The organism is Nocardia sp. NPDC001965, from assembly GCF_053594175.1.
The window spans coordinates 65075-86094 of sequence record NZ_JBSFDZ010000007.1; the positions used below are offsets into that span (position 1 = coordinate 65075).

General features: G+C 68.3%; 19 protein-coding genes. 10 read left to right on the forward strand and 9 right to left on the reverse strand.

The features are described from left to right. The first annotated feature begins 24 nt into the window (after nt 1-24). Complete coding sequence (locus tag ACWCPQ_RS13235) at nt 25-1140, forward strand: BTAD domain-containing putative transcriptional regulator (protein ID WP_449898017.1); 1116 nt, start codon at nt 25-27, stop codon at nt 1138-1140. A gap of 4 nt (nt 1141-1144) precedes the next feature. Here ACWCPQ_RS13235 and ACWCPQ_RS13240 read toward each other — a convergent pair whose 3' ends face one another. Next, on the reverse strand, nt 1145-2434 hold the full coding sequence (locus ACWCPQ_RS13240; RefSeq protein WP_449898019.1) for an adenylosuccinate synthase: 1290 nt from the start codon (nt 2432-2434) through the stop codon (nt 1145-1147). Between the two features lie 199 nt (nt 2435-2633). Here ACWCPQ_RS13240 and ACWCPQ_RS13245 point away from each other — a divergent pair, with 199 nt between their 5' ends. Then, a complete protein-coding gene (locus ACWCPQ_RS13245) occupies nt 2634-3293 on the forward strand; it encodes a hypothetical protein (protein ID WP_449898021.1) in 660 nt (219 codons plus the stop codon). Nucleotides 3294-3507: 214 nt separating this feature from the next. Beyond that, complete coding sequence (locus tag ACWCPQ_RS13250; protein ID WP_449898023.1) at nt 3508-4287, forward strand: site-2 protease family protein; 780 nt, start codon at nt 3508-3510, stop codon at nt 4285-4287. 351 nt (nt 4288-4638) lie between these two features. Here the strand turns inward: ACWCPQ_RS13250 and ACWCPQ_RS13255 are convergent, their stop codons facing one another. Together ACWCPQ_RS13255 and ACWCPQ_RS13260 are read right to left on the reverse strand one after the other, a co-directional pair. After that, a complete protein-coding gene (locus ACWCPQ_RS13255; protein WP_449898026.1) occupies nt 4639-5733 on the reverse strand; it encodes an FUSC family protein in 1095 nt (364 codons plus the stop codon). A 68-nt stretch (nt 5734-5801) separates the two neighbouring features. Then, nucleotides 5802-6245 (reverse strand): DUF3151 domain-containing protein, encoded by a 444-nt coding sequence (locus tag ACWCPQ_RS13260; protein ID WP_449898028.1) that lies wholly within the window; start codon nt 6243-6245, stop codon nt 5802-5804. A gap of 85 nt (nt 6246-6330) precedes the next feature. Here ACWCPQ_RS13260 and ACWCPQ_RS13265 point away from each other — a divergent pair, with 85 nt between their 5' ends. The 4 genes from ACWCPQ_RS13265 to ACWCPQ_RS13280 all read left to right on the forward strand — a co-directional run bounded on the left by ACWCPQ_RS13265 (nt 6331) and on the right by ACWCPQ_RS13280 (nt 12074). Beyond that, nucleotides 6331-8466 carry an Rv0361 family membrane protein gene (locus tag ACWCPQ_RS13265; RefSeq protein ID WP_449898030.1) on the forward strand — a complete coding sequence of 712 codons (2136 nt, stop codon included), beginning with the start codon at nt 6331-6333 and terminating at the stop codon, nt 8464-8466. Between the two features lie 197 nt (nt 8467-8663). Next, entirely contained in the window at nt 8664-8960 is a 297-nt protein-coding gene (locus tag ACWCPQ_RS13270; RefSeq protein ID WP_449898032.1) for an excalibur calcium-binding domain-containing protein, read from the forward strand. An 89-nt stretch (nt 8961-9049) separates the two neighbouring features. Next, nucleotides 9050-11650 (forward strand): LuxR C-terminal-related transcriptional regulator, encoded by a 2601-nt coding sequence (locus ACWCPQ_RS13275; protein ID WP_449898034.1) that lies wholly within the window; start codon nt 9050-9052, stop codon nt 11648-11650. Nucleotides 11651-11789: 139 nt separating this feature from the next. Next, the gene (locus tag ACWCPQ_RS13280) at nt 11790-12074 is read left to right on the forward strand and encodes a hypothetical protein (protein WP_449898036.1); all 285 of its coding nucleotides are present in this window, start codon (nt 11790-11792) and stop codon (nt 12072-12074) included. A gap of 78 nt (nt 12075-12152) precedes the next feature. On the opposite strand, the gene ACWCPQ_RS13285 is transcribed toward ACWCPQ_RS13280, so the two are convergent. Further along, a complete protein-coding gene (locus tag ACWCPQ_RS13285; RefSeq protein WP_449898039.1) occupies nt 12153-12362 on the reverse strand; it encodes a hypothetical protein in 210 nt (69 codons plus the stop codon). A 61-nt stretch (nt 12363-12423) separates the two neighbouring features. Here ACWCPQ_RS13285 and yczR point away from each other — a divergent pair, with 61 nt between their 5' ends. Beyond that, nucleotides 12424-13923 (forward strand): MocR-like transcription factor YczR, encoded by a 1500-nt coding sequence (gene yczR / locus ACWCPQ_RS13290; RefSeq protein ID WP_449898041.1) that lies wholly within the window; start codon nt 12424-12426, stop codon nt 13921-13923. A 153-nt stretch (nt 13924-14076) separates the two neighbouring features. Here yczR and ACWCPQ_RS13295 read toward each other — a convergent pair whose 3' ends face one another. After that, on the reverse strand, nt 14077-14280 hold the full coding sequence (locus tag ACWCPQ_RS13295; protein ID WP_327149099.1) for a cold-shock protein: 204 nt from the start codon (nt 14278-14280) through the stop codon (nt 14077-14079). Nucleotides 14281-14868: 588 nt separating this feature from the next. Here ACWCPQ_RS13295 and ACWCPQ_RS13300 point away from each other — a divergent pair. Next, nucleotides 14869-15123: a MerR family transcriptional regulator gene (locus ACWCPQ_RS13300; RefSeq protein WP_449898420.1), complete on the forward strand. Its 255-nt coding sequence runs from the start codon at nt 14869-14871 to the stop codon at nt 15121-15123. 36 nt (nt 15124-15159) lie between these two features. Here ACWCPQ_RS13300 and ACWCPQ_RS13305 read toward each other — a convergent pair whose 3' ends face one another. The 4 genes from ACWCPQ_RS13305 to pta form a co-directional block, all read right to left on the reverse strand. Continuing rightward, nucleotides 15160-15567 (reverse strand): ATP-binding protein, encoded by a 408-nt coding sequence (locus tag ACWCPQ_RS13305; RefSeq protein WP_449898043.1) that lies wholly within the window; start codon nt 15565-15567, stop codon nt 15160-15162. A 384-nt stretch (nt 15568-15951) separates the two neighbouring features. Then, nucleotides 15952-16149, reverse strand: a complete 198-nt coding sequence (locus ACWCPQ_RS13310) for a hypothetical protein (protein ID WP_449898045.1) — start codon at nt 16147-16149, stop codon at nt 15952-15954. An 84-nt stretch (nt 16150-16233) separates the two neighbouring features. Continuing rightward, nucleotides 16234-17433 carry an acetate kinase gene (locus ACWCPQ_RS13315; RefSeq protein ID WP_449898047.1) on the reverse strand — a complete coding sequence of 400 codons (1200 nt, stop codon included), beginning with the start codon at nt 17431-17433 and terminating at the stop codon, nt 16234-16236. A 32-nt stretch (nt 17434-17465) separates the two neighbouring features. Beyond that, nucleotides 17466-19538, reverse strand: coding sequence for a phosphate acetyltransferase (gene pta, locus ACWCPQ_RS13320; protein WP_449898050.1), 2073 nt, complete (start codon nt 19536-19538; stop codon nt 17466-17468). A gap of 149 nt (nt 19539-19687) precedes the next feature. Here pta and ACWCPQ_RS13325 point away from each other — a divergent pair, with 149 nt between their 5' ends. Then, on the forward strand, nt 19688-20935 hold the full coding sequence (locus tag ACWCPQ_RS13325; protein WP_449898053.1) for a hypothetical protein: 1248 nt from the start codon (nt 19688-19690) through the stop codon (nt 20933-20935). The last annotated feature ends 85 nt before the right edge of the window (nt 20936-21020 follow it).

The following is a 21020-nucleotide window of genomic DNA, read 5'->3' on the forward strand; positions in this document are numbered from 1 at the left end:
TCGCTTCTCACCGCTCGTAGCCGGATGACTCTCGATCTCCGCGTGCTGGGCCCGGTGCGGTTACTGGTCGGCGGTGAGCCGGTGCCGGTCGGCGGACCCAAACCACGGGCGCTGCTGGCCGCGCTCGCGGTGAACCGCCGCCGGGCCGTGTCCTCGTCCGCCCTGGCCGATATGGTCTGGAACGAAGAGCCGCCGGACGCGTACGCGGCGAGTTTGCAGGTATTCGTATCGAATATCCGCAAGGCGCTCCGCAATTCCGGCATCGACCCGGCGGGTGTGTTGCGCACGGAATCCTCGGGATATCGGCTCGAGATCGCTGACGACGCATGTGACCTGGGCCGGTTCGAAGCCGCCCGGGATGCCGGTACCCGGGCCTCGGGTGCCGGCGATCACGCGTCCGCGTCCCATTTGTTCTCGACCGCCCTGCGCGAGTGGAACGGGCGGGCGCTGTCCGATCTCACCGGACTCGGCTTCGCCGACAGTTTCGCCACCGCGATGGAGGAGGAACGGCTGCTGGCGGTTTCGGCGCGGTTCGACGCGGAGATAGCCTGTGGCCGGGCCGCCGCCGTGATCGGCGAACTGGTCGCGCTCACCAACGAGCATCCCTTGCGGGAACCGCTCTGGGGGCAGCTCGTCACCGCCCTGTATCTGTCCGAACGGCATGCCGACGCGCTGGAAGCGTGTCGGCGGGTACGCGCGGTACTGGCCGCCGAACTCGGTATCGATCCCGGGCCCGCGCTGGTCGAACTGGAGCGGCGGGTGCTGCGCCAGGAGCCGCTGAGTACTGTCGAGATGAAGAACGTGGAACGGATGGCGGCCGCGATGACCGATACGGTCACCGAGGTGCCGCGGACCGTACGCAGCGGCCAGCTGCGATTACCGGACGGGCGGACCGTCATGGTCGCGCACGGCAGCTTCCGGATCGGCCGGATGACCGACAACGATCTGATCCTCGACGATCCGAAGGTCAGCCGGTATCACGCCCAGATAAAACTGGGCCGGGCCGGCCTGCTGATCGAGGACCTGGATTCGGCCAACGGCGTCTTCGTCAACGAGGAGCCGATCGATTCGGCGCTGCTGGCGGAAGGCGATTCGATCCGGATCGGCGGCACCGTCCTGGGTTTCCAGGCGGTCCGCTGATACCTCAGCCGAGGATGTCGTGGCGGACGATGGTTTCGTCGCGGCCCGGGCCCACTCCGATGCAGGAGATCCGGGCACCCGACAGTTCCTCGAGCCGGTGCACGTAGGCCTGCGCATTGGCGGGCAGTTCCGCGAAGGTACGCGCCCCGGAGATGTCCTCCCACCAGCCCGGCATCTCCTCGAAGATCGGCTTGGCGTGGTGGAACCCGGTCTGGGTGGTCGGCATCTGCTCGACCCTTTCGCCGTCCACTTCGTAGGCCACGCAGATCGGCACCCGGTCGAGGCTCGAGAGCACGTCGAGCTTGGTGAGGAAGTAGTCGGTGATGCCGTTGACCCGGGTGGCGTAGCGGGCGATCACCGCGTCGAACCAGCCGCAGCGGCGGGCCCGGCCGGTGGTGACGCCGACCTCGCCGCCCGTCTTGGCCAGGTAGGCGCCCGACTCGTCGAACAGCTCGGTCGGGAACGGGCCCGAGCCGACACGGGTGGTGTAGCACTTGAGGATGCCCAGCACCGTGCCGATCTGGTTGGGGCCGATACCCGCGCCCACCGCAGCGCCGCCGGCGGTCGGGTTCGACGAGGTGACATACGGGTAGGTGCCGTGATCCACGTCGAGCAGCGTGCCCTGCGAACCTTCGAGCAGCACGGTTTCGCCGCGTTCGAGCGCCAGATTCAGTTCCAGCCGGGTATCGCTGATGCGGTGCGCGAACTGCTCGGCCTGGCCGAGCACCTCCTCGACCACCTGCTGGGGGTCCAGGGCGCGCCGGTTGTAGATCTTGACCAGAACCTGGTTCTTGAACTCGAGCGCCGCCTCCACCTTCTGGGTGAGGATCTTCTCGTCCAGCACATCGGCCACCCGCACCCCGACCCGTGCGACCTTGTCCTGATAGCAGGGGCCGATACCGCGGCCGGTGGTGCCGATCTTGTTGTTACCGAGGAACCGTTCGGTGACCTTATCGATGGCCACGTGGTACGGCATGATCAGGTGCGCGTCGGCGGACAGCAGCAGGCCCGAGGTGTCGACACCGCGATCGTCCAGCCCGGCGAGCTCGTCGAGGAGCACACCGGGGTCGACGACCACACCGTTGCCGATGACGTTCTTCACCCCGGGGGTCAGGATGCCGGACGGAATGAGATGTAGCGCGAAATTGTCGCCGTTGGGCAGCACCACGGTATGACCGGCGTTGTTACCGCCCTGGTACCGCACTACCCACTGCACGCGACCACCGAGTAGGTCGGTGGCTTTGCCCTTGCCCTCGTCGCCCCACTGGGCGCCGATGAGGACGATTGCCGGCATGGTCGTGTCTCCTACGGTTCGACGCGCAACACGCAAGTGCTGCAGCTACCTGCCGTAATGCGGAGGAAGCCGGGAGCACAGTCTAGCCGAGCCCGTGTGGCGGCCGGGGAACGGTCGCCGCGGCCGGGCCGTTGCGCGGGTCGTGCAGGGGCACCCTCTACACTCGTGGGAGACCGGTCCGAGGGAGGGTGTTGGGCGTTTGAGTACCCAGGTTCTCCGCTGTGCCGACGCACCGGTACCCATTGCTCTCGCCGCGCAGCCGACCGCGCAGACCGAGGCGGTACCGAGCACCGATCTGATCGACGAGATCCTTCCGGTGCTCGCGGCGGACAGCCTGCCGCGGTTGATAGTGCTCGGCGACGATGCGGCGCTGGCCGCGGTCCTCACCCATCTGATGCGGACCGAACGGTTGCACGTGGAAGTCGGGTACGTCCCGGTGGACCGGTCCTACGGTGCGCAGGCCTACGACCTTCCCACCGGCAACGCCGCCGCCAAATTGGCGCTCGAAGGCTCGCCCACGCAGACGCCCCTGGTCCGGGACGACACCGGCACGGTCCTGGTGGGCCGCGCCAAGATCACCGGCCCGAACGGCGAGCAGCTCACCGGCGAGGCCTATGTCGACGACACCCGGCTGTTCTCCGGTTCGGTGCGGGCCATGTTCGTGACGCCCACGCTGGAATTGCCGGGAGTCCGGGCGAGTTATCCGCGCCGCTTCCGCCGCCGCCGCTGGACGGCCGGCCGCGCCGCGCAGCTCGGTACCCCCGCAGCGGTGGTCAACCGCGACGGTGTGCAGAGCGACCGGGTGGTACCGCGATCCACGTTCTACCGGCACCACGAACCCTGGCTGCTGGTCCGCTGATGCGGCGATACTGCGGTACCTCCGCCTTCGCCGCGGCCTCCGCGGGTCGTATGTGGGTTATCGGGGGAAGTTCTGTGATGGCGGGGCTCGGCTTTCGATCGGGCTTCTACGGGTCGGATGCTGCTGGGGCCGACCGTCCGGTGGATCGAGGTCTCGTTTCCCGGCCCGGGCTCCGGCGGACCGATATCGTTCGGGCGAGCATCGGCGGCCGGTCGTGAGCGGCGGAGTGTCGGCGCTGCGGCGCGGCGCGGTGCGGCCCAGTCCGGTGTTCCTGCTCGTGCTGGCGGTCGCCGTGGCCGGTGGGGTGCTGGCGTGGGGCGCGGAGCTGGATTCGGTACAGGCGAAGGCCGGGGTCTTCGTCCTCGTGGTGTTCGGCTGGGTGGTGACACTGTGTCTGCACGAGTTCGCGCACGCCTACCTTGCTTGGCGGGCCGGGGACCGTGAAGTGGAATTGCGCGGATACCTGACCCTGAATCCGCTCAAATACAGTCATCCGCTGCTGTCGATCGTGCTGCCGATGGTTTTCATCGCGCTGGGCGGGATCGGCCTGCCGGGCGGCGCGGTCTATGTGCACACCCACCAGGTACCGGCGCGGACGCAACGATTGATCAGTGTGGCGGGTCCCGCGGTGAACGCGGTCTGCGCGGTGGTATTGCTGCTGGTGGTGCGCTTGTTCGGCAGCGCGACCGAGCATCCGGCGCTCTGGTTCGGGCTCAGTTTCCTGGCCTTCCTGCAGGTGACCGCGACCTTGCTGAATCTGCTGCCGATACCCGGGCTGGACGGTTACGGGGTGGTGGAGCCGTCGCTGAGTTACCAGACCCGGCGGGGCCTGGAACAGTTCAAGCCGTTCGGCATGCTCATCCTGTTCGCCCTGCTGTTCACCCCGTCGATCAATCAGGTCTTCTTCGACGTCGTGTACGCCCTCTACGACCTGTCCGGTGTTTCGGAACAGTGGTCGCGCTACGGCGGGTATCTGACCCGGTTCTGGGCGTAGGCCGCGCGTCGGGCCGATCCGAGAGGGCCCGTCCGGCGCGGCGCCGGCCGGACGGGCCCGGATTCCCCGCCCGGGCCGGCGTCCAGGTATCCGAAACGTCGGGCGCTGGCGCGCCGTCCGTCGGCGACGCGGCGCACGGAAGGGGTCCCACCGAACCGGCCGTGAGCCGGTGCGGTCATGTTTCACATTAGTGGAGACCGGGCGCGCGGGCACAGGTAGTCCGCTACTCGAATACCCGCTGTGGCCGGGCGATGCGCGCGGTGGCGCCCGCATTCGCCGGGCGCGCCGGGCCCGGCAACCGGGTGGCGAACAATCGCGTCCCGAACGCGGTCCGGCGAACGGTCCGGCAAATCAATTCTTCGGTGTCACATAGGGATTGGGCACCGTGGGTGGTAGCAGGGCCAGTGCGGACACGCGTTGCACCCCGCACACCTGCAGCAGGTCTACCAGCGTGGACCGTATCTGGGCGAACACCACATGCGCCGACAGCCCGGCCCCCGCAACCAGCTCCGGACGGGCCTGTTTGGCCGCCGACCGCAACACCCGCGCGGCCTCCGCGCGGTCGGGTTGCTGGCCCGGATCGGCGAGCACCATGCGGCGGACCACTTCCACCGCGGCGGCCAGCTGCTCCATTTCCTCGATCAAGCCCGGATTGAGGATTTCGTCGTCGCGGACCAGGGTCAGCGAGCGGCGCAGCAGCACCCGGGTGTTGCGGACCGCGTTGTCCAGGGGATCGGCGGCAGCGCGCAGCCGCTCCAGCCTGCCGCGCGAATTCCAGTACAGCGGGGATATCCGGCTCACCTCGCGCCCGCCCTCGAGCGATTTGCGCAGCGAATCCAGTTGCGCCTGGGTGGCCCGGACCGCGGTGAGCGCGGCATGAACCTTGCTCGGGTCCTGTTCGAGTAGGCCGTGGGCGCCGTCGGTGAGCGATTTCGCCATGACTCCGAGAATCGCCGCCGCCTGTTCCCGGGCGCGGCGCACCGGATGCAACGGCAGCGCGGCGACGACCACCACCCCGACCAGTCCGCCGATCAGCGCGTCCACCATCCGCGACGGGCCGGCGCCGGTATCCGGCGGCATCAGGGTGGCCACCAGTACAGCGGAGCCCGAGGCCTGGATACCGATGATGGCGCCGCCGTCGAGGAACACGGCCAGCGCCATGGCCACGGCGACCACCAGGGCGATCTGCCACACCCCGGTTCCCACCTGGGAGATGAACAGATCACCGACCCCGATACCGACGGCGACGCCGACCACCAGTTCCAGCGATCGGCGCAGCCGCGCCCCGAACGCGGTTCCGATGGACACCACCGCGGCGGTCGGCGCGAAGAACGGCAGCGCGTGGCCGACCACGTCCTTGGCGAGGAACCAGGCCAGCGCTGCCGCCAGCGAGCACTGCAGAATCGGGATGGCCGAGAGCCGGAGCCGCTTCCAGGAACGCCGCATTCGTTCGACGCCCCTGGTCCGGGCTCGGGCCACTCGGGAATTCGGGTCGATCAACGCCGCTGTGTCGTTCAGCCCAGGCCGAGTTCGCCGGCCGCCCGCGGATCACAATCCTCGAGCAGATCCAGGCAGCGCGCGTATTCGTCGGATTCCCCCACGGCTTTCGCCGCCCGGGCCAGCGCCGCGACACTACGCAGGAAGCCCCGGTTGGGTTCGTGCTCCCACGGGACCGGGCCGAAACCCTTCCAGCCGTTACGGCGCAGCAGGTCGAGCCCGCGATGGTAGCCGGTCCGGGCGAACGCGTAGGCGGCTACGACGTCGTGGTTGATCGGTTCCGCGGCCTCGGCGGCCCGGTCCAGGGCGGCTTCGGCCAGCGCCGCCCAGGCGATCGAGGCGGCGGGATGGTCGGCCGCCACCCGAACCGGGTCGGTGCCGGCGTCGAGCGCGTCCTCCGGCTCGTGTAGTTCAGGAAGGAGTACCGGTTGCGGTCCGAGCAGATCACCGAACGAGGTCATGGGCTTCATTGTGCACCGGTATCGGGAATGCTCGATAGGCTGGCCGTCTACGTCACATTCTGTTCGCCAGCAACGAGGGGTATAGGTGTCGCACCCGACCGACGACAAGGAACCGATCCGCTCCGACTCCGACTCCGGCGCATCCGCCGGCAGCGACTCCCGCGCGAGTTCACCCGCCCCGGAGCAGCCGGAGCCGGCCGATCCCGGGTCACAGCCGTCGCGGGCAGCTGATGCGGCTACCGGTGATACGGACGCTCCCGGTGCGGAAGCGGCACCGGCGAGCCCGGATGCGGCCGGCGGATCACCGGCCGGCGTCCCGGCGGATGCCGACGACGCGCGGGAGGCCACGGGAGAAGCCGATCGGGACGCCGTCGCGGATACCGAAGCCGCGGCGCCGGTCGCGGTGGACGAGCCCACCCGGAGCGCGGAATCCGGGACGGATGCTTCGCCGAGCGCTGGTGGATCGGACGAGGCGACGACCACCGCCGCCGGTGCCGATACATCCGTGGACACGGAGTCCACCGAATCCTCCGAGGCGGCGGAATCGCCCGCCGCAGCCGAGGCGGCGGAGCCGACGGAGACCGGCGGTCCTTCCGGAACCGGAAGTGGTACCGGGTCGGCGGGCGACGATTCGCCCACCGATACGTCGGCCGAGGTCGCCGCGGCGGCCGGGCAGGAGACGTCCGGGACTTCCGCCTCGGCGGCGTCCGCGGACGGTGCCGGGGCATCCGGCACCGAGAACGGTTCCGCGGATACCGATACCGAGGCAGACGACGAGGACGCCGGTGCGGATGCGGCCGCGACGGCAGCAGGTACGGAGACGGTCGCCACGGAATCCGCCGCTGGAAGCGCAGAACCGGACGACGATACGACGGCCGGTTCCGATACGTCTGCCGCTGCCGATGCGACGGCGGAGATCGAAACGTCTGCCGCTGCCGACGCGACCGCCGAGATCGATACGACGGCCGGGAACCCGGGGCCCGGAATCGATGCGGTCGCCGGGAACACCGACCCGGCCGATCCGGCCGGCGACGCCGACGAAGTCGCCGCGGCGAAGACGCCGGGAAATGCCGGGGACGAAGTCGCCGCCGAGTCCGAGTCGGGTGGCCGGGAATCCACGGAGAAGTCCGAGGTCGAGGCGGGCGATGGTGCCGGTGGGACCGCCGCGAAGACCTCGGACGCGGAAACCGGTGACCCGGCGGCCACGGATGCCACGGTCGAACTGGAGGCGTCCGGCGCGGCGGGCACCGAGGCGAAAACCGTGGTGATCCCGAAACCGCAGCGGCCCGAGGATGCGCCGACCGAATCCCTCTCGGTGCGCAAACCCGACCCGAACGCCACCGAGCGTATCGATATGAATCAGGTACGTAAGGCCGCGCGCCCGGGGACCGAACCGCCCGGCGGCCCGCAGGGCCCGGCCCGCACCGATCGGGTGGGTGCGGGCGCGCAGGGACCGCTGTCGAAACCGCCCAGCACGCCGCGGCCGCAGTCCGGGCCGAAACGTCCCGGCCCGCAGGCGCCGAGCCGTCCGGATCAGGTCGCGCCGCAGCGGCCGGGCGGGGCAGCTCCCCAGCCGCACGGCGCCGGTGGGCGGCAGGGTGCCCCCCACCCGGCCGGTGGTCCGGGCCGGGTGCAGGCGGGTGCGCCGCGTGCCGGTAGTGCCCCGTCACCGGCGGATGTGAAACCGACCGTGGCCGAACAGCGGATCGCACAGTCGCCCCAGTTCGGCGCCCCCGGGCAGATCGCGCAGCCGCAGCGGGTGGAGCCGGCCCCCGCGTCGGCCGGCGCTACCGACAACCGCAAATGGCTGATCGCGGCCGGCGCCGCGGTGGTGGTGGTGATCGCTGTGATCGCGATCGTGGTCGGGGTCGGGTCCGGTGACGATTCGCCGCAGGCCCGGATCCGGTCGGCGATCGGCGATTACACCGGTGCGCTGGAGAACGGCGACCTGGCGGGCCTGCGCGATGTGACCTGTGGCGGGTTGCACGAGTACTACCAGGGATTGTCCGAGGATCAGTTCGCGGCAGTGCATCAGCAGGCCGTCGCCGGCGGCAGTATCCCGGACGTGACCAGTGTCGACGCCGTCCAGATCACCGACCGGACCGCGCTGGCCCAGGTGAGTGTGCAGACCGAGGCGGATTCGAAGACCACCCGGACCTTCGATCTGCAGGAGATCGACGGCGGGTGGAAGGTATGCGATCCGCCGTCGGGCACCCCGTGATCGACCGAGTGGCAGGGATATCCGGCGCTCCGGACCGCGCCGTGCCGGTGCGCCGGTAACGCCCGCTGCCGGATATCCCGTTCGTACCGCAGCCCGCCGCCGCGGTACGAACGGGGGTCCAGGCGAAACAAGGGTCTTTCGCAATCGGCGAGTCCGCGTGAGGATGGTCGTGTCACCTCGCCGCAAGGATTTTCGTCATGAGTGCTCGAACAGTAGCGACCCGCCTCCTGATCGCCGGATGCGCGCTCACCTTCCTCACCGCCGCGCCGGCCGTCGCCGATCCACAGCAATCGTCGAACCGGAGCCAGGATTCCCATCCGCTGCCCACCGATCGTGCCGAAGGCGAACCGGAGAAGGATGGGAATCCCTACTACATCAGCTGTGATCACGCCCGCCGGGAGACCGACACTCCACTGCTGGGCGGTCAGCCCGGCTATTCGTGGCAGCTCGACGAGGACGGCGACGGTGTGGCCTGCGAAGTGGGTGAACACTGAAGCCACCCGCAGGGGACGCGGCGGCAGTATCGGTGCCGGGCTGCGGAGTTCGCGGTACCGGCGGGTAATGCGGGCTTTACAGTAGAACTATGTCTCGGAACTGGCCGATGATCGAACGGGCAACCGAGTTCGAGGCGATTCGGGCGACCCTCGTCGGCCCCACCCACGGCGGTGCGGTTCTCATCGGCGAGCCGGGCGTCGGTAAGACCACGTTGGCTCGCCGGGCCGCGACGACGGTCGGCGGGCACATCCGCTGGGTCGCGGGAACCGAATCGGCGCGCAGTATTCCGCTCGGGGTCTTCGCGCATATGGTCGGGTCCTACACCGCGCACGATCCGGTGACATTCATGGCCGCCGCCCGCGAAGCGTTGCTGGCCAACGGTCCGGCGATCATCGGGGTCGACGATGCCCATCTGCTCGACCAGCTCTCGGCGACACTGCTGCTGCAGTTGGCGACGGACAAGGCGGCCCGGGTCGTGGCGACCGTGCGCGACGGTGTTCCGGTACCGGACGCGGTGACGACGCTGTGGAAGGACGGGCATCTGCTGCGGATCCCCCTCGCCCCCTTCACCCAGCGGCAGAGCGTGGATCTGGTGGAATCCATGCTGGGTGGCCAGCTGGAGGGCTTCACCGCCGATCTAATGTGGGAGTCCTCGGGTGGGAACGCGCTGTTCCTGCGGCATCTGGTGGAGGGCGCGCTCGAAGCCGGTTCGCTGCGCCAGGTGAACGGGGTGTGGCAGCTGCGCGGGCGGGCTGCTGTCACTTCGGAATTGGCGGCGCTGCTGGAGGACAGGGTCGAACAGCTACCCGAATCGGTGTTGCGGGTGCTGGAACTGCTGACCTTCTGTGAGCCGGTCGCCCTGGAGGTCATGGCCGAACTCGCCGGGGAGGCCGCGGTCGAGGCGGCGGAGAACGGTGGTGTGATCCGGGTCGTGGAGGACGGCCACGACCTGGTGGTGCGCTACACCCATCCGCTGTTCGGGGAGGTCATCCGCCGTCGTCTCGGTATCGCCACTTCCCGCCGATTACGCGGCCGGCTGTATTCGGCGCTGAAACAGCGCCGGATCAATTCGGCCGCCGACCGGATCCGCCTGGCCGAATTGGCCCTGGACAGCGATAAATCCGCCGATCTGGAACTGTTCGAATCGGCCGCCGAGGATGCGATCGGTCTGGCGAATCTTCCGTTGGGGGAACGGTTCGCCCGGGCGGCGGTGGAACGGCGGGGCGGGCTGGAATCGGCCGATCTGCTGGCGCGTGCGCTGCTGTGGCAGGGGCACCGGATCGAGGCCGAACGGACACTGGCCGCTTTCGACCCCGACGAACTCGACGCGGTGCAGCTGGCCAGGTGGGGCAGTACCCGGGTGTCGAATCTGTTGTGGGCCACCGGTGACGCCGATCGCGCCGATGCGGTGCTGGCTCTGGTCCGGGCCCGGATCGGTCATCCCAAGATCGCGCTGATCGTCACAGGTCTGGCCTCGGCGTGTGCGGTGAGCGAGAACCGGCTCGGCGAAGCCCTCACCGATGCTCGGGAGGTGTTCGCCGCGACCGACGCGCCGCCTTGGGCGGTGTGGTGGGCGGCGTTCGGTGGCGGGCTGGCGGCGGCGCTGATGGGCCGGGCGCAGGAGGCCCGGTGCTACGCGGACCGCGGTCACGAGGTGGAAGCACATATCGACGGTCTGAACAGGTTCACCTCCACGCACGCGGAGGTACTGGCGCTCGTCCTCACCGGTGATCTGACCGCGGCCGCGCACCGCGCCACCGAATACTTCGGCTATTCGGCGCCGGGCCAATACCTCGCGTGGGGAATGTCGAAAGTGTTGCAGGGCACTGTCGATGTGGCGCGCGGCCGGTTCGCTCCCGGTATCGACAATCTCGAACAGGCATTGGCGGCGCTCACCACCGAAGGCGCGGCGGCCTGGATGTTCCCCGCCCGGATCCGGCTGGCCGAAGCCTATTGCGCGCTCGGCCGGACGGCGGCGGCCGCGGAGGCGATCACCGAGGCCAGCGCTCGGGGCGGCCGGCACAGCGCGGTCTACGAGCCGCAGCTCGGGATCGCCCGAGCCGCGCTGGCGGCGGCGGAAGGCGCGGTGAGTACCGCGATCGAGTTGTCGCTGCACGCCGCGGACGCCGCCGCCGGGGCCGAGCAATTTGCGGTGGAGGCGTTCGCCCTGCACACCGCGGTTCGGTTCGGTTCGGTCGCGGTGGCCGAGCGGCTGACGGATCTGGCCGAACGTGTCGACGGTCCGCTGGTGCGGGCGCAGGCCCGGCACGCGCTGGCCTTGTCCCGGCACGACGGTGCGGGGCTGGACGAGGTCGCCGCCGAGTTCGAACGGCTGGGGGCGCTCCTGTCTGCCGCCGACGCGGCGGCCCAGGCGGCCACCGTGCACGACCGGACCGGTGATCGACGCCGGTTATTGGGATCGGCGGCCCATGCCAGCCGGCTGGCCGCCGCGTGCGGGGGCGCCGCGACGCCCGCACTGCGTACTGCCGCGCAGCCGCTCCCGCTCACGACCCGGGAACGCGAGATCGCGAATCTGGTCGCGGCGGGGCTGTCGAATCGGCAGATCGCCGATCGGCTGACCGTCTCGGTCCGGACAGTGGAGGGGCATCTCTACCGGGCTTGCACCAAACTGGACGTGACGGATCGGGAATCGCTGGCCGCGCTGCTGCGCGGCGAGACCGCGATCTGACGGGCAGCTTCCCCGTGCCGACCACGTTCGTCCAGGTCGGCCGGGCCGGATGGCACGAATGCGCCGGTATCCATCGGGCCGGCTATCGGTTAGGCTGGCCGCTCGTCGAACACCCCGGGGGATGTGGAGGTAGGTGCGCATGGTCACGAGATCCGCTGTTCGATTCGCTGCTCTGGCGGCGATGTGCGCCGGGACGCTGCTGCTCGGAGCGTGCTCGGACAACGAGGGCACCGCCGTCCCGGTCGCCCCTGCCGCCGCGCCGCCGCAGTCGGAGACGCCGCAGGAGCGCAGCATCCGTGTCCGTGACGAATTGACCCGGCTGGGCTGCGATACCAACTCCTGTATCCAGACCTATTTCGCGTGCGAGGACGGTTTGCTCGCCGGGGAGGCGTGCGAGTTCTATCGCACCCATCCGTTGAAATAGCGGTTGAGCAGTCCAGTTTTTCAACTGGACTGCTTCCGCATCCGGTGTATCCCCCGTCCGGATCCGATCCGGACCGGTTCAGGCCGCGTCTCGTTCCCGGTAGGACCGCACGGCCTCCAGGTCGCGGTGTATCCGCTCGAGGTCGTACCGGTTCGCCGCGTCGTCGGCGACCGAGCCCAGCGGTAGGTATCGCTCCAGCATCTCGGCGAGCCGCGATTCGTGAACGATGTAGTCATAGGTGATGAAGCCGAAGGTTCCCACTCCCACGAGTGCCACAAAGAGTGTCATAGCTTCAGCATCCGCCTACTGGACTTGCCGATAAAGAGCCAATTGCTTAATACTGGACCTTATGGCGACAAGAGTGATCGGCGCGACAGGACTGGCTCGCGATCTCGGGCACTGGCGTAACTCGGACGGAGCCGACGGCGCGCCCCGCAAGACCGCCCGGCCCGCGTACCTTGCGCTGGCCGAGGGGATCCGCCTGCTGATCCACGACGGTCGCGCTCCGCTCGGAATCGCCCTGCCCAGTGAACGCGATCTGGCCACCACCCTCGGAGTCAGCCGCACCACGGTCACCTCCACCTACGCCCTGCTGCGTGAACACGGCTACCTCATCACCAGACAGGGTTCCCGCAGCACTGTCGCGCTGCCGCCCGCTGTCGCGCACGACGGCACCAGGGCCGCCCGCGGCATCCTGGCCACCATGTCCACCGGCGCCGCACCGGCCGTGGACCTGACCTACGCCGCGATGACCGCGCCGCCGGAGATGGAGGAGGCGTACTCGGTCGCACTCCAGGGCATACCGTCGTATCTGGGCACCCACGGAATGGATCCGGTGGGCATCCTGCCGTTACGCGAGGCCCTGGCCCGTCGTTACACCGAACGCGGGCTGCCGACCAGTGCCGACCAGATCCTGGTGACCCTGGGTGCTCAGCACGGGCTCCGGCTGCTGCTGAATGTGCTGGCTCCCGCCGCCGGCCGGGTCCTCATCGACCATCCCACCTACCCCAACGCCATCGAGGCCATCCGCGATGTGGGTGCTCGTCCCGTCCCGGTGCCGCTGCGCCTGGAGGATCCGGCCGACGCCTGGGATCTCGACGGATTGCGCAGTGCCGCACGGCAGACCGCGGCATCGCTGGCCTATCTGGTAACCGATCACAACAACCCCACCGGGTTCCTGATGGACGACGCGGCCCGGGCCGAACTGGCCGCGATCGCCCGCGACACCCGGATGCTGCTGATCATCGACGAATCCATGGCCGATCTGTCGCTCGGCGCGGCCGCCCCGGTCGCCCCGGTCGCGGCGTTCGCGAAGGGTGCGGAGGTCGTCACTATCGGCTCGGCGTCCAAATCGTTCTGGGGCGGTCTGCGCGTGGGCTGGATCCGGACCTCGGAATCGCATATCACCCGGCTGCTCGGTATCCGCGCCACGGTCGACTTGGGTACGCCGGTCATGGATCAGCTGGCCGCGGTCCATCTGCTGGAGAACGCGGAACCCATTCTCGACCGCCGCCGCGCGCAATTGCGCAGTCAGCGCGCCGCGCTGCTGGACGCGATCGCCACCGAACTCCCCGGCTGGTACGTACTTCCGGGAGTGGGCGGGATGTCGGTATGGGCGCAGCTGCCCACCCCGGTATCGACGGCGCTGGCGGCCACCGCCCCGAACCACGGCGTGCTGCTGGCGGCGGGCCCGAGGTTCGGGGTGCAGGGGGCCTTCGAACGTTTCCTGCGCCTGCCCTACACCAGTCCCGAACCCGAACTGCGGCGCGCGGTGAGCGCCATCGCGGCCGCCTATGCGACGCTGGGACCGCACGCCGGTGATTCACTCCAGCCGCTCACCTGCTACTGAGCCGATGCCGACGGTCCGGGGCGGACGGAGTTTCGCAGGAACTGACTGTTCCGGAGTGTGCTCAGTGCGTCCGCGCTGTGCCTTGCCTGCCCGACCGGCCCGGAAAAGCAAGAAACCCGCGCGTATCGCACGGGTTTCTGTGACGGTCGGCTCCTAGATGGCGCGGACGTCCTGGGCCTGCGGGCCCTTCTGGCCCTGGCCGATCTCGAACTCGACACGCTGGCCCTCATCGAGGGACTTGAAGCCGGAGCCGGAAATCTGGGAGTAGTGGACGAACACGTCCGGGCCGCCCTCATCTTGAGCGATGAATCCGAAGCCCTTTTCGCCGTTGAACCACTTCACACTGCCTTGCGACATACTTTTTGTTTACTTCCTGTTGCGGGCCGGGCGATCAGTGCAACAACCCGTTCCCAGTACCCAGCATGTCACACATCCCGCGCCGGCGCCGCCGCGCTGCGCGACGACGCCGGCGCCGGTCGAGACCTCGCACTCCACCCTGCCGCAGGCCCACGAAAAAATCTGTAGCGACGACAGTAGACATTCGAGAAGTTGTGGGGTAACTTCTGTGTCGTCGGAAAAGAAGGAAGTATCCATACGGCACGGGAGATGATGAACTGCCCGTGAGTAAGGACCGGTGGGCGCGGCTACGGGACCAGCAAGTACGACGGTCCTACCGCTCGCCGGGAGCAAGTGAAGTTGCACGGAAAGAAGATGAAGTAACACCGTGAGGAGAAGGGAGGCGTTGCCCGTCGGGTCACCCAGTAGGTTTTGTGATCGGGGTGATCGCCGACGTATCGGTTTACATGTCGGAAGACGAAGTAATTCCCCCTTTCAGTGCCCCGGCGCCCCTGGCGCCGGGGCACTCCGGCGTCTGGAGACCCCCTGATTTCTGAACCCCCGACCACGAACGAGAAGTTCGACGACGACGACTATCCCGCCTACACGATGGGCCGGGCCGCGGACATGATCGGCACCACCCAAGCATTTCTGCGAACCCTGGACGACGCGAAATTGATCACCCCGCAACGCTCACCCGGCGGGCATCGCCGCTACTCCCGCTACCAGCTGCGCATCGCAGCCCGCGCCCGCGAACTCGTGGACTCCGGCACCCCCCTGGAAGCGGCGTGCCGGATCATCATCCTCGAAGACCAGCTCGCCGAGGCTCGCGAGATCAACGCCGAACTCACCGAACGGGACTGACCACACCGGCGACACCGAGGCCGGTGACCGCCGGGTTCAGAGACCGGCGGGCCGGTCGAGTTCGGCCCACACCGTTTTCCCGCCCTCGCGGTCGTCGGTACCCCACCGGGTCGTGAGCCGGACGACCAGCCACAGGCCGCGCCCGCCCGTGTGGTCGGGTCGGCGGATCCGCGCCGGCGCGGGCGAGGCATCGTTTACCTCGATACGAAACCGACCGCGACGACCGGCCATCAACCGGCAGGTCCGTGGCGAGCGAGCGTGGCGCAAGGCGTTGCTGACCAACTCATCACTCACCTGCACCGCATCGCAAACCTCGACACCTGCGCACTCGCTCACCAGACGCCGCACCGCTGCCCGCACCTGCGCCGGCGGCGCCGTCTCGAGATCGACCTCGACAACCAGTACATCCGCGCCCCGCACCGGGTTCAGGGTCATCGCACCCATCACGGCTCCTACTCCCGCTCCGCATTCCACGGCTGTTCCGACTGGCCCTGCTTACCCGGGATCGACCGGCGGAAACCACACGGCCGAGCGGAATGTGGGTCCGGCAGCGCGGAGTGCCGCGGTCCGGCACCGGCACGTACTTGTAGAAGTCGGCAAGCAATACGTCACCCGGTACAAGAGCGGGCGAGGCGTAGGCGAGCATCAGTCCCGCGGAGATCCACACCCCTGCGAACAGGGCCGCGCAGCGAAGCGACGGCGGTGCGCAGCGCCGTCCGGGAATCGATATCCCCACTCCGGCTCGGACGGCGCACTCGAACGAGCCGGCACGGCGTCATCGCGCTGACCGAGTGCGGCCGGCGGCGCGACGGATGTCGGTGCCATCGCTCACCGGTCGTGCCGACTGCTCCCGAACCGGATACCGGACTCGGCGCGGCGGCGGAACAGGCTGACCCCCATCACCACTATCGACACGAAGACCAGCCCCAGCACGAACCGGGAACCCGAGGTTCGGACGATCTCGACCGCCGAAACCGACAAGGCGACGCAGGTGAGGACGCCGAACCAGAAGTATCGTCGCTCCACCGTGGTTCCCCTCCCGTAGCCGACCCATGTGCTCGACCGAACCTACCCCGGGATCGAATCGCGCCCACCCGAATCCGGTCCGAATCAGGATGTTGCGGTGAGTGCCGCCGCAGCGCGGGCGATGGCGAGTTCCTCATTCGTCGGAACCACCAGGACATCCACCTTCGCATCCGGTGCGGAGATCCGCCGCGCGGTACGCTCCGGCGCCGCATTGCGGTCCGCGTCGACTCCGATACCGAACCCGGACAGCCCGGCGAGTGCATCGGCACGCACATCCGGATTGTTCTCGCCGACCCCAGCCGTGAACGTGATCACATCGACCCCGCCGAGTTCGACCAGGTAGGCGCCGAGATAGTGGCGGAGACGGTGGACGTAGACGTCGTAGGCCAGCCGGGCCGCGGCGTCGCCGGCACCGATGAGTCGCCGCAACTCCCGGAAATCGTTGACACCGGCCAGCCCGCGCAGGCCCGAGCCACGGTTGAGCAGGCGATCGACACCGTTGACATCCAGATGCGCGGTGCGCATGAGATGAAGGATGATCCCGGGATCCAGATCGCCGGAGCGGGTACCCATGACCAGCCCCTCCAACGGGGTCAGTCCCATACTCGTGTTCACCGGGCGCCCGCCGCGCAACGCCGAGACCGACGCGCCGTTACCGAGATGGAAGACGATCTGCTTCAACGATTCGGCCGGGCGGCCGAGGAATTCGGCGACGCGACCGGACACGTACTCGTGTGAGGTGCCGTGGAATCCGTAACGCCGGATCCCGTGCGCGGCCGCGACCTGCGCGTCGATCGCATAGGTTTTCGCGGCGTCGGGCAGTCCGTGGAAGAACGCGGTATCGAACACCGCGACCTGCGGCACACCGGGCAACAAGGTGCGGACCGCTTCGATACCCCGCACGTTCGCCGGATTGTGCAGCGGCGCCAGCGTCGACAGCTCGTCGATCGTGGCCAGTACTCGGTCGTCGACGAGGGTGGGCTCGTAGAACACTTCGCCGCCGTGCACGACCCGATGCCCGACCGCGGTCACACCCGCCGCGGCCAGATCGTGACCGGTGGCGGCGAATTTGTCGAACGCCAGTCGCAACCCGGCCGTGTGATCGGGGATCGTGACCTGTTCGGTCAGGGTCCGGCCGTCGGTGGTGTGTTCGATCGCGCCACCGTCCTCCCCGATCCGCTCCACCAGGCCTGCCGCCGCGACGGTGCCCGAATCCGGCTCCAGCAGCTGATATTTGATCGAAGAGGAACCGGAATTGACCACCAGTACCAGGTCGCCGCCCACCGCCGTCTCCTTTTCGCCCGACCGCGCCGCGGTCACTGCTCCTGCGCTTGAATGGCGGTGATGGCCACCGTGTTCACGATATCGGTGACCAGTGCGCCGCGGGACAGGTCGTTCACCGGTTTACGCAGGCCCTGCAGAACCGGCCCGATCGCGACCGCCCCCGCACTGCGCTGTACCGCCTTGTAGGTGTTGTTACCGGTGTTGAGATCGGGGAAGACGAAAACCGTCGCCCGCCCGGCCACTGCGGAACCGGGCAGTTTGGCATCGGCGACCGTCGGCTCGATCGCCGCGTCGTACTGAATCGGGCCCTCGACCGGCAGTTCCGGCGCCCGCTCCCGGACCAGCCCCGTCGCCACCCGCACCTTGTCCACATCCGCGCCACTACCCGATTCACCGGTCGAATAGGAGAGCATCGCCACCCGGGCATCGATCCCGAAACGGGTCGCGGTCGCGGCCGACGAGACGGCGATATCGGCCAGCTGCTCCGAACTCGGGTCCGGGACCACCGCGCAGTCGCCGTAGGCCAGCACCCGGTCGGCCAAGCACATGAGGAACACGCTCGACACCGTCGAAACCCCGGGAACGGTCTTGATGATCTCGAACGAGGGCCGGATCGTATGCGCGGTGGTGTGCGCCGCCCCCGACACCATGCCGTCGGCGATACCGCGATGCACCATCATGGTGCCGAAATACGAGATATCGGTGATCGTCTCCCGCGCCCGCTCCACGGTCATCCCCTTGTGTTTGCGCAGCTCCGCGTATTCGCGGGCGAAATCGTCGAGATGCTCGGAGGTCCGGGGATCGAGCACCCGCGCATCGCCGATATCCACCCCCAGTTCCGCGGCCCGGGCCCGGACTGCCGTTTCGTCACCGAGGATGATCAGATCCGCGATCTTGCGCTGCAATACCCGCCCCGCGGCACGCAGTACCCGGTCGTCGTCGCCCTCGGGCAGCACGATCGTCTTCCGATCGGCCCGGGCCCGTTCGATCAATTGGTATTCGAACATCTGCGGGGTCACCACACTGGTCAGCGGAACCTCCAGCCGGTGCAGGAAATCCGTGGCATCGACATGGGTTTCCATCAATGCCAGGGCCGTATCCACCTTGCGCGGATTGTGCGCCGACATCCGGCCGCGAGTGCGATGCGCGACCCCGGCGGTGTCGTAGGTGCCCAGACCGGTGGTCAAAATGGGTAATCGCGGTTTCAACCCGGTGATGAGCCGGGCAACCGCCGGATGCGGCAGCAACCCGCCGTTCATGATGATCCCGGCGAGCGACGGGAAACCATCCGCCTCATGGGCGTTCACCACACTCAACAGGACATCGGAACGATCACCGGGCGCGATCACCACAGCCCCGTCGTACAGACGCTCCAGAATGTGCTCCGCGGTCATCCCGCCCACCATCACCCCCAGCGCCTCCCGGTGCAGCAGTTCGGGATCGCCGCTGTACATATCACCGTCCAAGGCCTCGCACAACTCCGCCATGGTGGGCGCGATCAACAGCGGCACCTCCGGCAGACTCCACGACGGCACCCCGAACGGCGCCAGCGCCGCCCGGACCGTATCGAGATCCCCGGGCGCACAGCGATTGGCGATGATCGCCGCGAGCTGGGCGTGCTCGGACTTCAACTCCGCCGCGCACAACTCCACCAGCTGCTCGATCTCGGCAGCCGAGCGCTGTGCCCCGCGCACCACCAGCAGCACCGGCGCCCCCAGATTCACCGCGATCCGGGCATTGAACCGCAATTCGCTCGGACTGGCCACATCGGTGTAATCGCTGCCCACGATCACCACGGCATCGCAGACGGCCGCCACCTCGTGGTATCGCTCCACGATCTCGGAGATGGCGGCATCCGGGTCGGCGTGCACCTGCTCGTAACCGACCCCCACCGCCTGCTGATACTCGATATCGACGGTGCTGTGTTCGAGCAGCAGCTCGAGTATGTAATCGGGTTCGGTGGCCGACCTGGTGATCGGCCGGAACACCCCCACCCGAGCGGTGGTCGCACACAACATCTGCAGCACACCTAGCGCTACGGTCGATTTCCCGGTATCGCCCTCCGGCGACGCGATGTACACACTGGACGCAGCTACCTCGGCCATGGGTCAGAGCCTAGCCATCTGCTGCGCGAGCACCTCGTCGCCGCTGTATTCCGGCGGGCCGGACCACGGCCTGTGAAAATATTCTCCTGTGGACACGTGGAGCGCGGTGGTCGAAAGTGCTCGCCCGGACGGTCCCGCCGATCGCAGACGTGGCCGCAGTGTTCAAATCCGAGTACGACGATGTCGCGTTCACCCTGCGCGGAGGCGCCGATCACCACGGGCGGGCCGACGTACTCGCTGCGGCCCCGTTGGACGGTCCGAACCGCGCACCGGTCCCCACCGACCAGGTGCCGGGCCCGCGGTTGCGCGTGAAGTCCGCGACACCCCATCACGAGCTCAACACACTGCTGTCCAAATACGCCTATACCGACGACGGAGGTTGGACGGGGGCCGACAGCACCTATCTGCGGCGGTTGTCGGAGGACAAACACGTGTTCATGTTTTCCGACACCTTTCTGGGACGAGTGGGACCCGATGGCTCGCGGGCCCGGGACACTCCGTTTGTCAGCAACAGCCTCGTCCTGGTCGAACGCGACGGCAGTATGCGGACGGTACTCGGCACGTCCGGTGACGGCGCGAGTCGTGCGCTGCTGCCCCCACGGGGTGATCAGTTCCATTGGCTCGGTGGATCGCATGTGACCAGCCGCGAGACCCTGGATGTGATGTTCCTCGGTTTCACCGGTGATTCCCGGGCACTGGCCTCGGCCGCGGATTTCGACGCCGAACGTCTCCGCGTTGCACTGATCCCGGGCGGAGCCGGGGAATTGGAGTTCCAGGAGAATCTGCTGGTCCGGTTCGATGCCCACGATCTCGGCCGGCTGGATGTGACACCGATGCCTTCCGAGACCGGAGTGCACTGGGCATCGTGGGTGGAATTCGACAACCGTGACAACCACACGTATGTCTACGGCGTCGACGATCGGGGAGCCGAGAAATCCATGCACGTGGCGCGGGTCGAAGGCGACGATATGCGAGCACCGTGGCAGTTCGCGGACGGCGACGGTGGATGGTCACCGAGAGAGACGGATTCGGCGCCGATCATGTCCGGTGTGGCCAACGAATACAGTGTGTCGAGGTTGAACGACCGGAATTTCCTCTTGGTGACGCAGGACACCACGGTCCCCTACAGCCCGGATATCGTCGGATATCTCTCGGATTCCCCGGTCGGCCCGTTCGAATCGCAGACCCTTCTGTACCGCGCCACAGAATCGGGCCCCTTGGGATTCTTCGGCGATGCCGACACGGTCGTCTACAACGCGCACGAGCAGCCCGACCTCAGGCGCGGTGACGAATTGACAGTCACCTACAACCTCAACGGAAGCGTCGAGGGGGTCCTCGAGGACAGCGCGAAATACCGTCCACAGGCGGTGAAGATCCGGTTCGGGATCGACGAATGACACCGCGGCGCGCGGATGCGCCGGACCCGTGACCGGCCGCTTCTGTACGGCGAACTGCCCGCAACCGCACGCCCGCGCCGGCCGG

What these genes read in the sequence shown, in the direction of transcription:
- ACWCPQ_RS13240 (WP_449898019.1), bottom strand. Translation starts at nt 2,434, where the DNA reads ATGCCGGCAATCGTCCTCATCGGCGCCCAGTGGGGCGACGAGGGCAAG.
- ACWCPQ_RS13270 (WP_449898032.1), top strand. Translation starts at nt 8,664, where the DNA reads ATGAGTGCTCGAACAGTAGCGACCCGCCTCCTGATCGCCGGATGCGCG.
- ACWCPQ_RS13255 (WP_449898026.1), bottom strand. Translation starts at nt 5,733, where the DNA reads ATGCGGCGTTCCTGGAAGCGGCTCCGGCTCTCGGCCATCCCGATTCTG.
- ACWCPQ_RS13280 (WP_449898036.1), top strand. Translation starts at nt 11,790, where the DNA reads ATGGTCACGAGATCCGCTGTTCGATTCGCTGCTCTGGCGGCGATGTGC.
- ACWCPQ_RS13235 (WP_449898017.1), top strand. Translation starts at nt 25, where the DNA reads ATGACTCTCGATCTCCGCGTGCTGGGCCCGGTGCGGTTACTGGTCGGC.
- pta (WP_449898050.1), bottom strand. Translation starts at nt 19,538, where the DNA reads ATGGCCGAGGTAGCTGCGTCCAGTGTGTACATCGCGTCGCCGGAGGGC.
- ACWCPQ_RS13285 (WP_449898039.1), bottom strand. Translation starts at nt 12,362, where the DNA reads ATGACACTCTTTGTGGCACTCGTGGGAGTGGGAACCTTCGGCTTCATC.
- ACWCPQ_RS13300 (WP_449898420.1), top strand. Translation starts at nt 14,869, where the DNA reads ATGGGCCGGGCCGCGGACATGATCGGCACCACCCAAGCATTTCTGCGA.
- yczR (WP_449898041.1), top strand. Translation starts at nt 12,424, where the DNA reads ATGGCGACAAGAGTGATCGGCGCGACAGGACTGGCTCGCGATCTCGGG.
- ACWCPQ_RS13305 (WP_449898043.1), bottom strand. Translation starts at nt 15,567, where the DNA reads ATGGGTGCGATGACCCTGAACCCGGTGCGGGGCGCGGATGTACTGGTT.
- ACWCPQ_RS13260 (WP_449898028.1), bottom strand. Translation starts at nt 6,245, where the DNA reads ATGACCTCGTTCGGTGATCTGCTCGGACCGCAACCGGTACTCCTTCCT.
- ACWCPQ_RS13295 (WP_327149099.1), bottom strand. Translation starts at nt 14,280, where the DNA reads ATGTCGCAAGGCAGTGTGAAGTGGTTCAACGGCGAAAAGGGCTTCGGA.
- ACWCPQ_RS13275 (WP_449898034.1), top strand. Translation starts at nt 9,050, where the DNA reads ATGTCTCGGAACTGGCCGATGATCGAACGGGCAACCGAGTTCGAGGCG.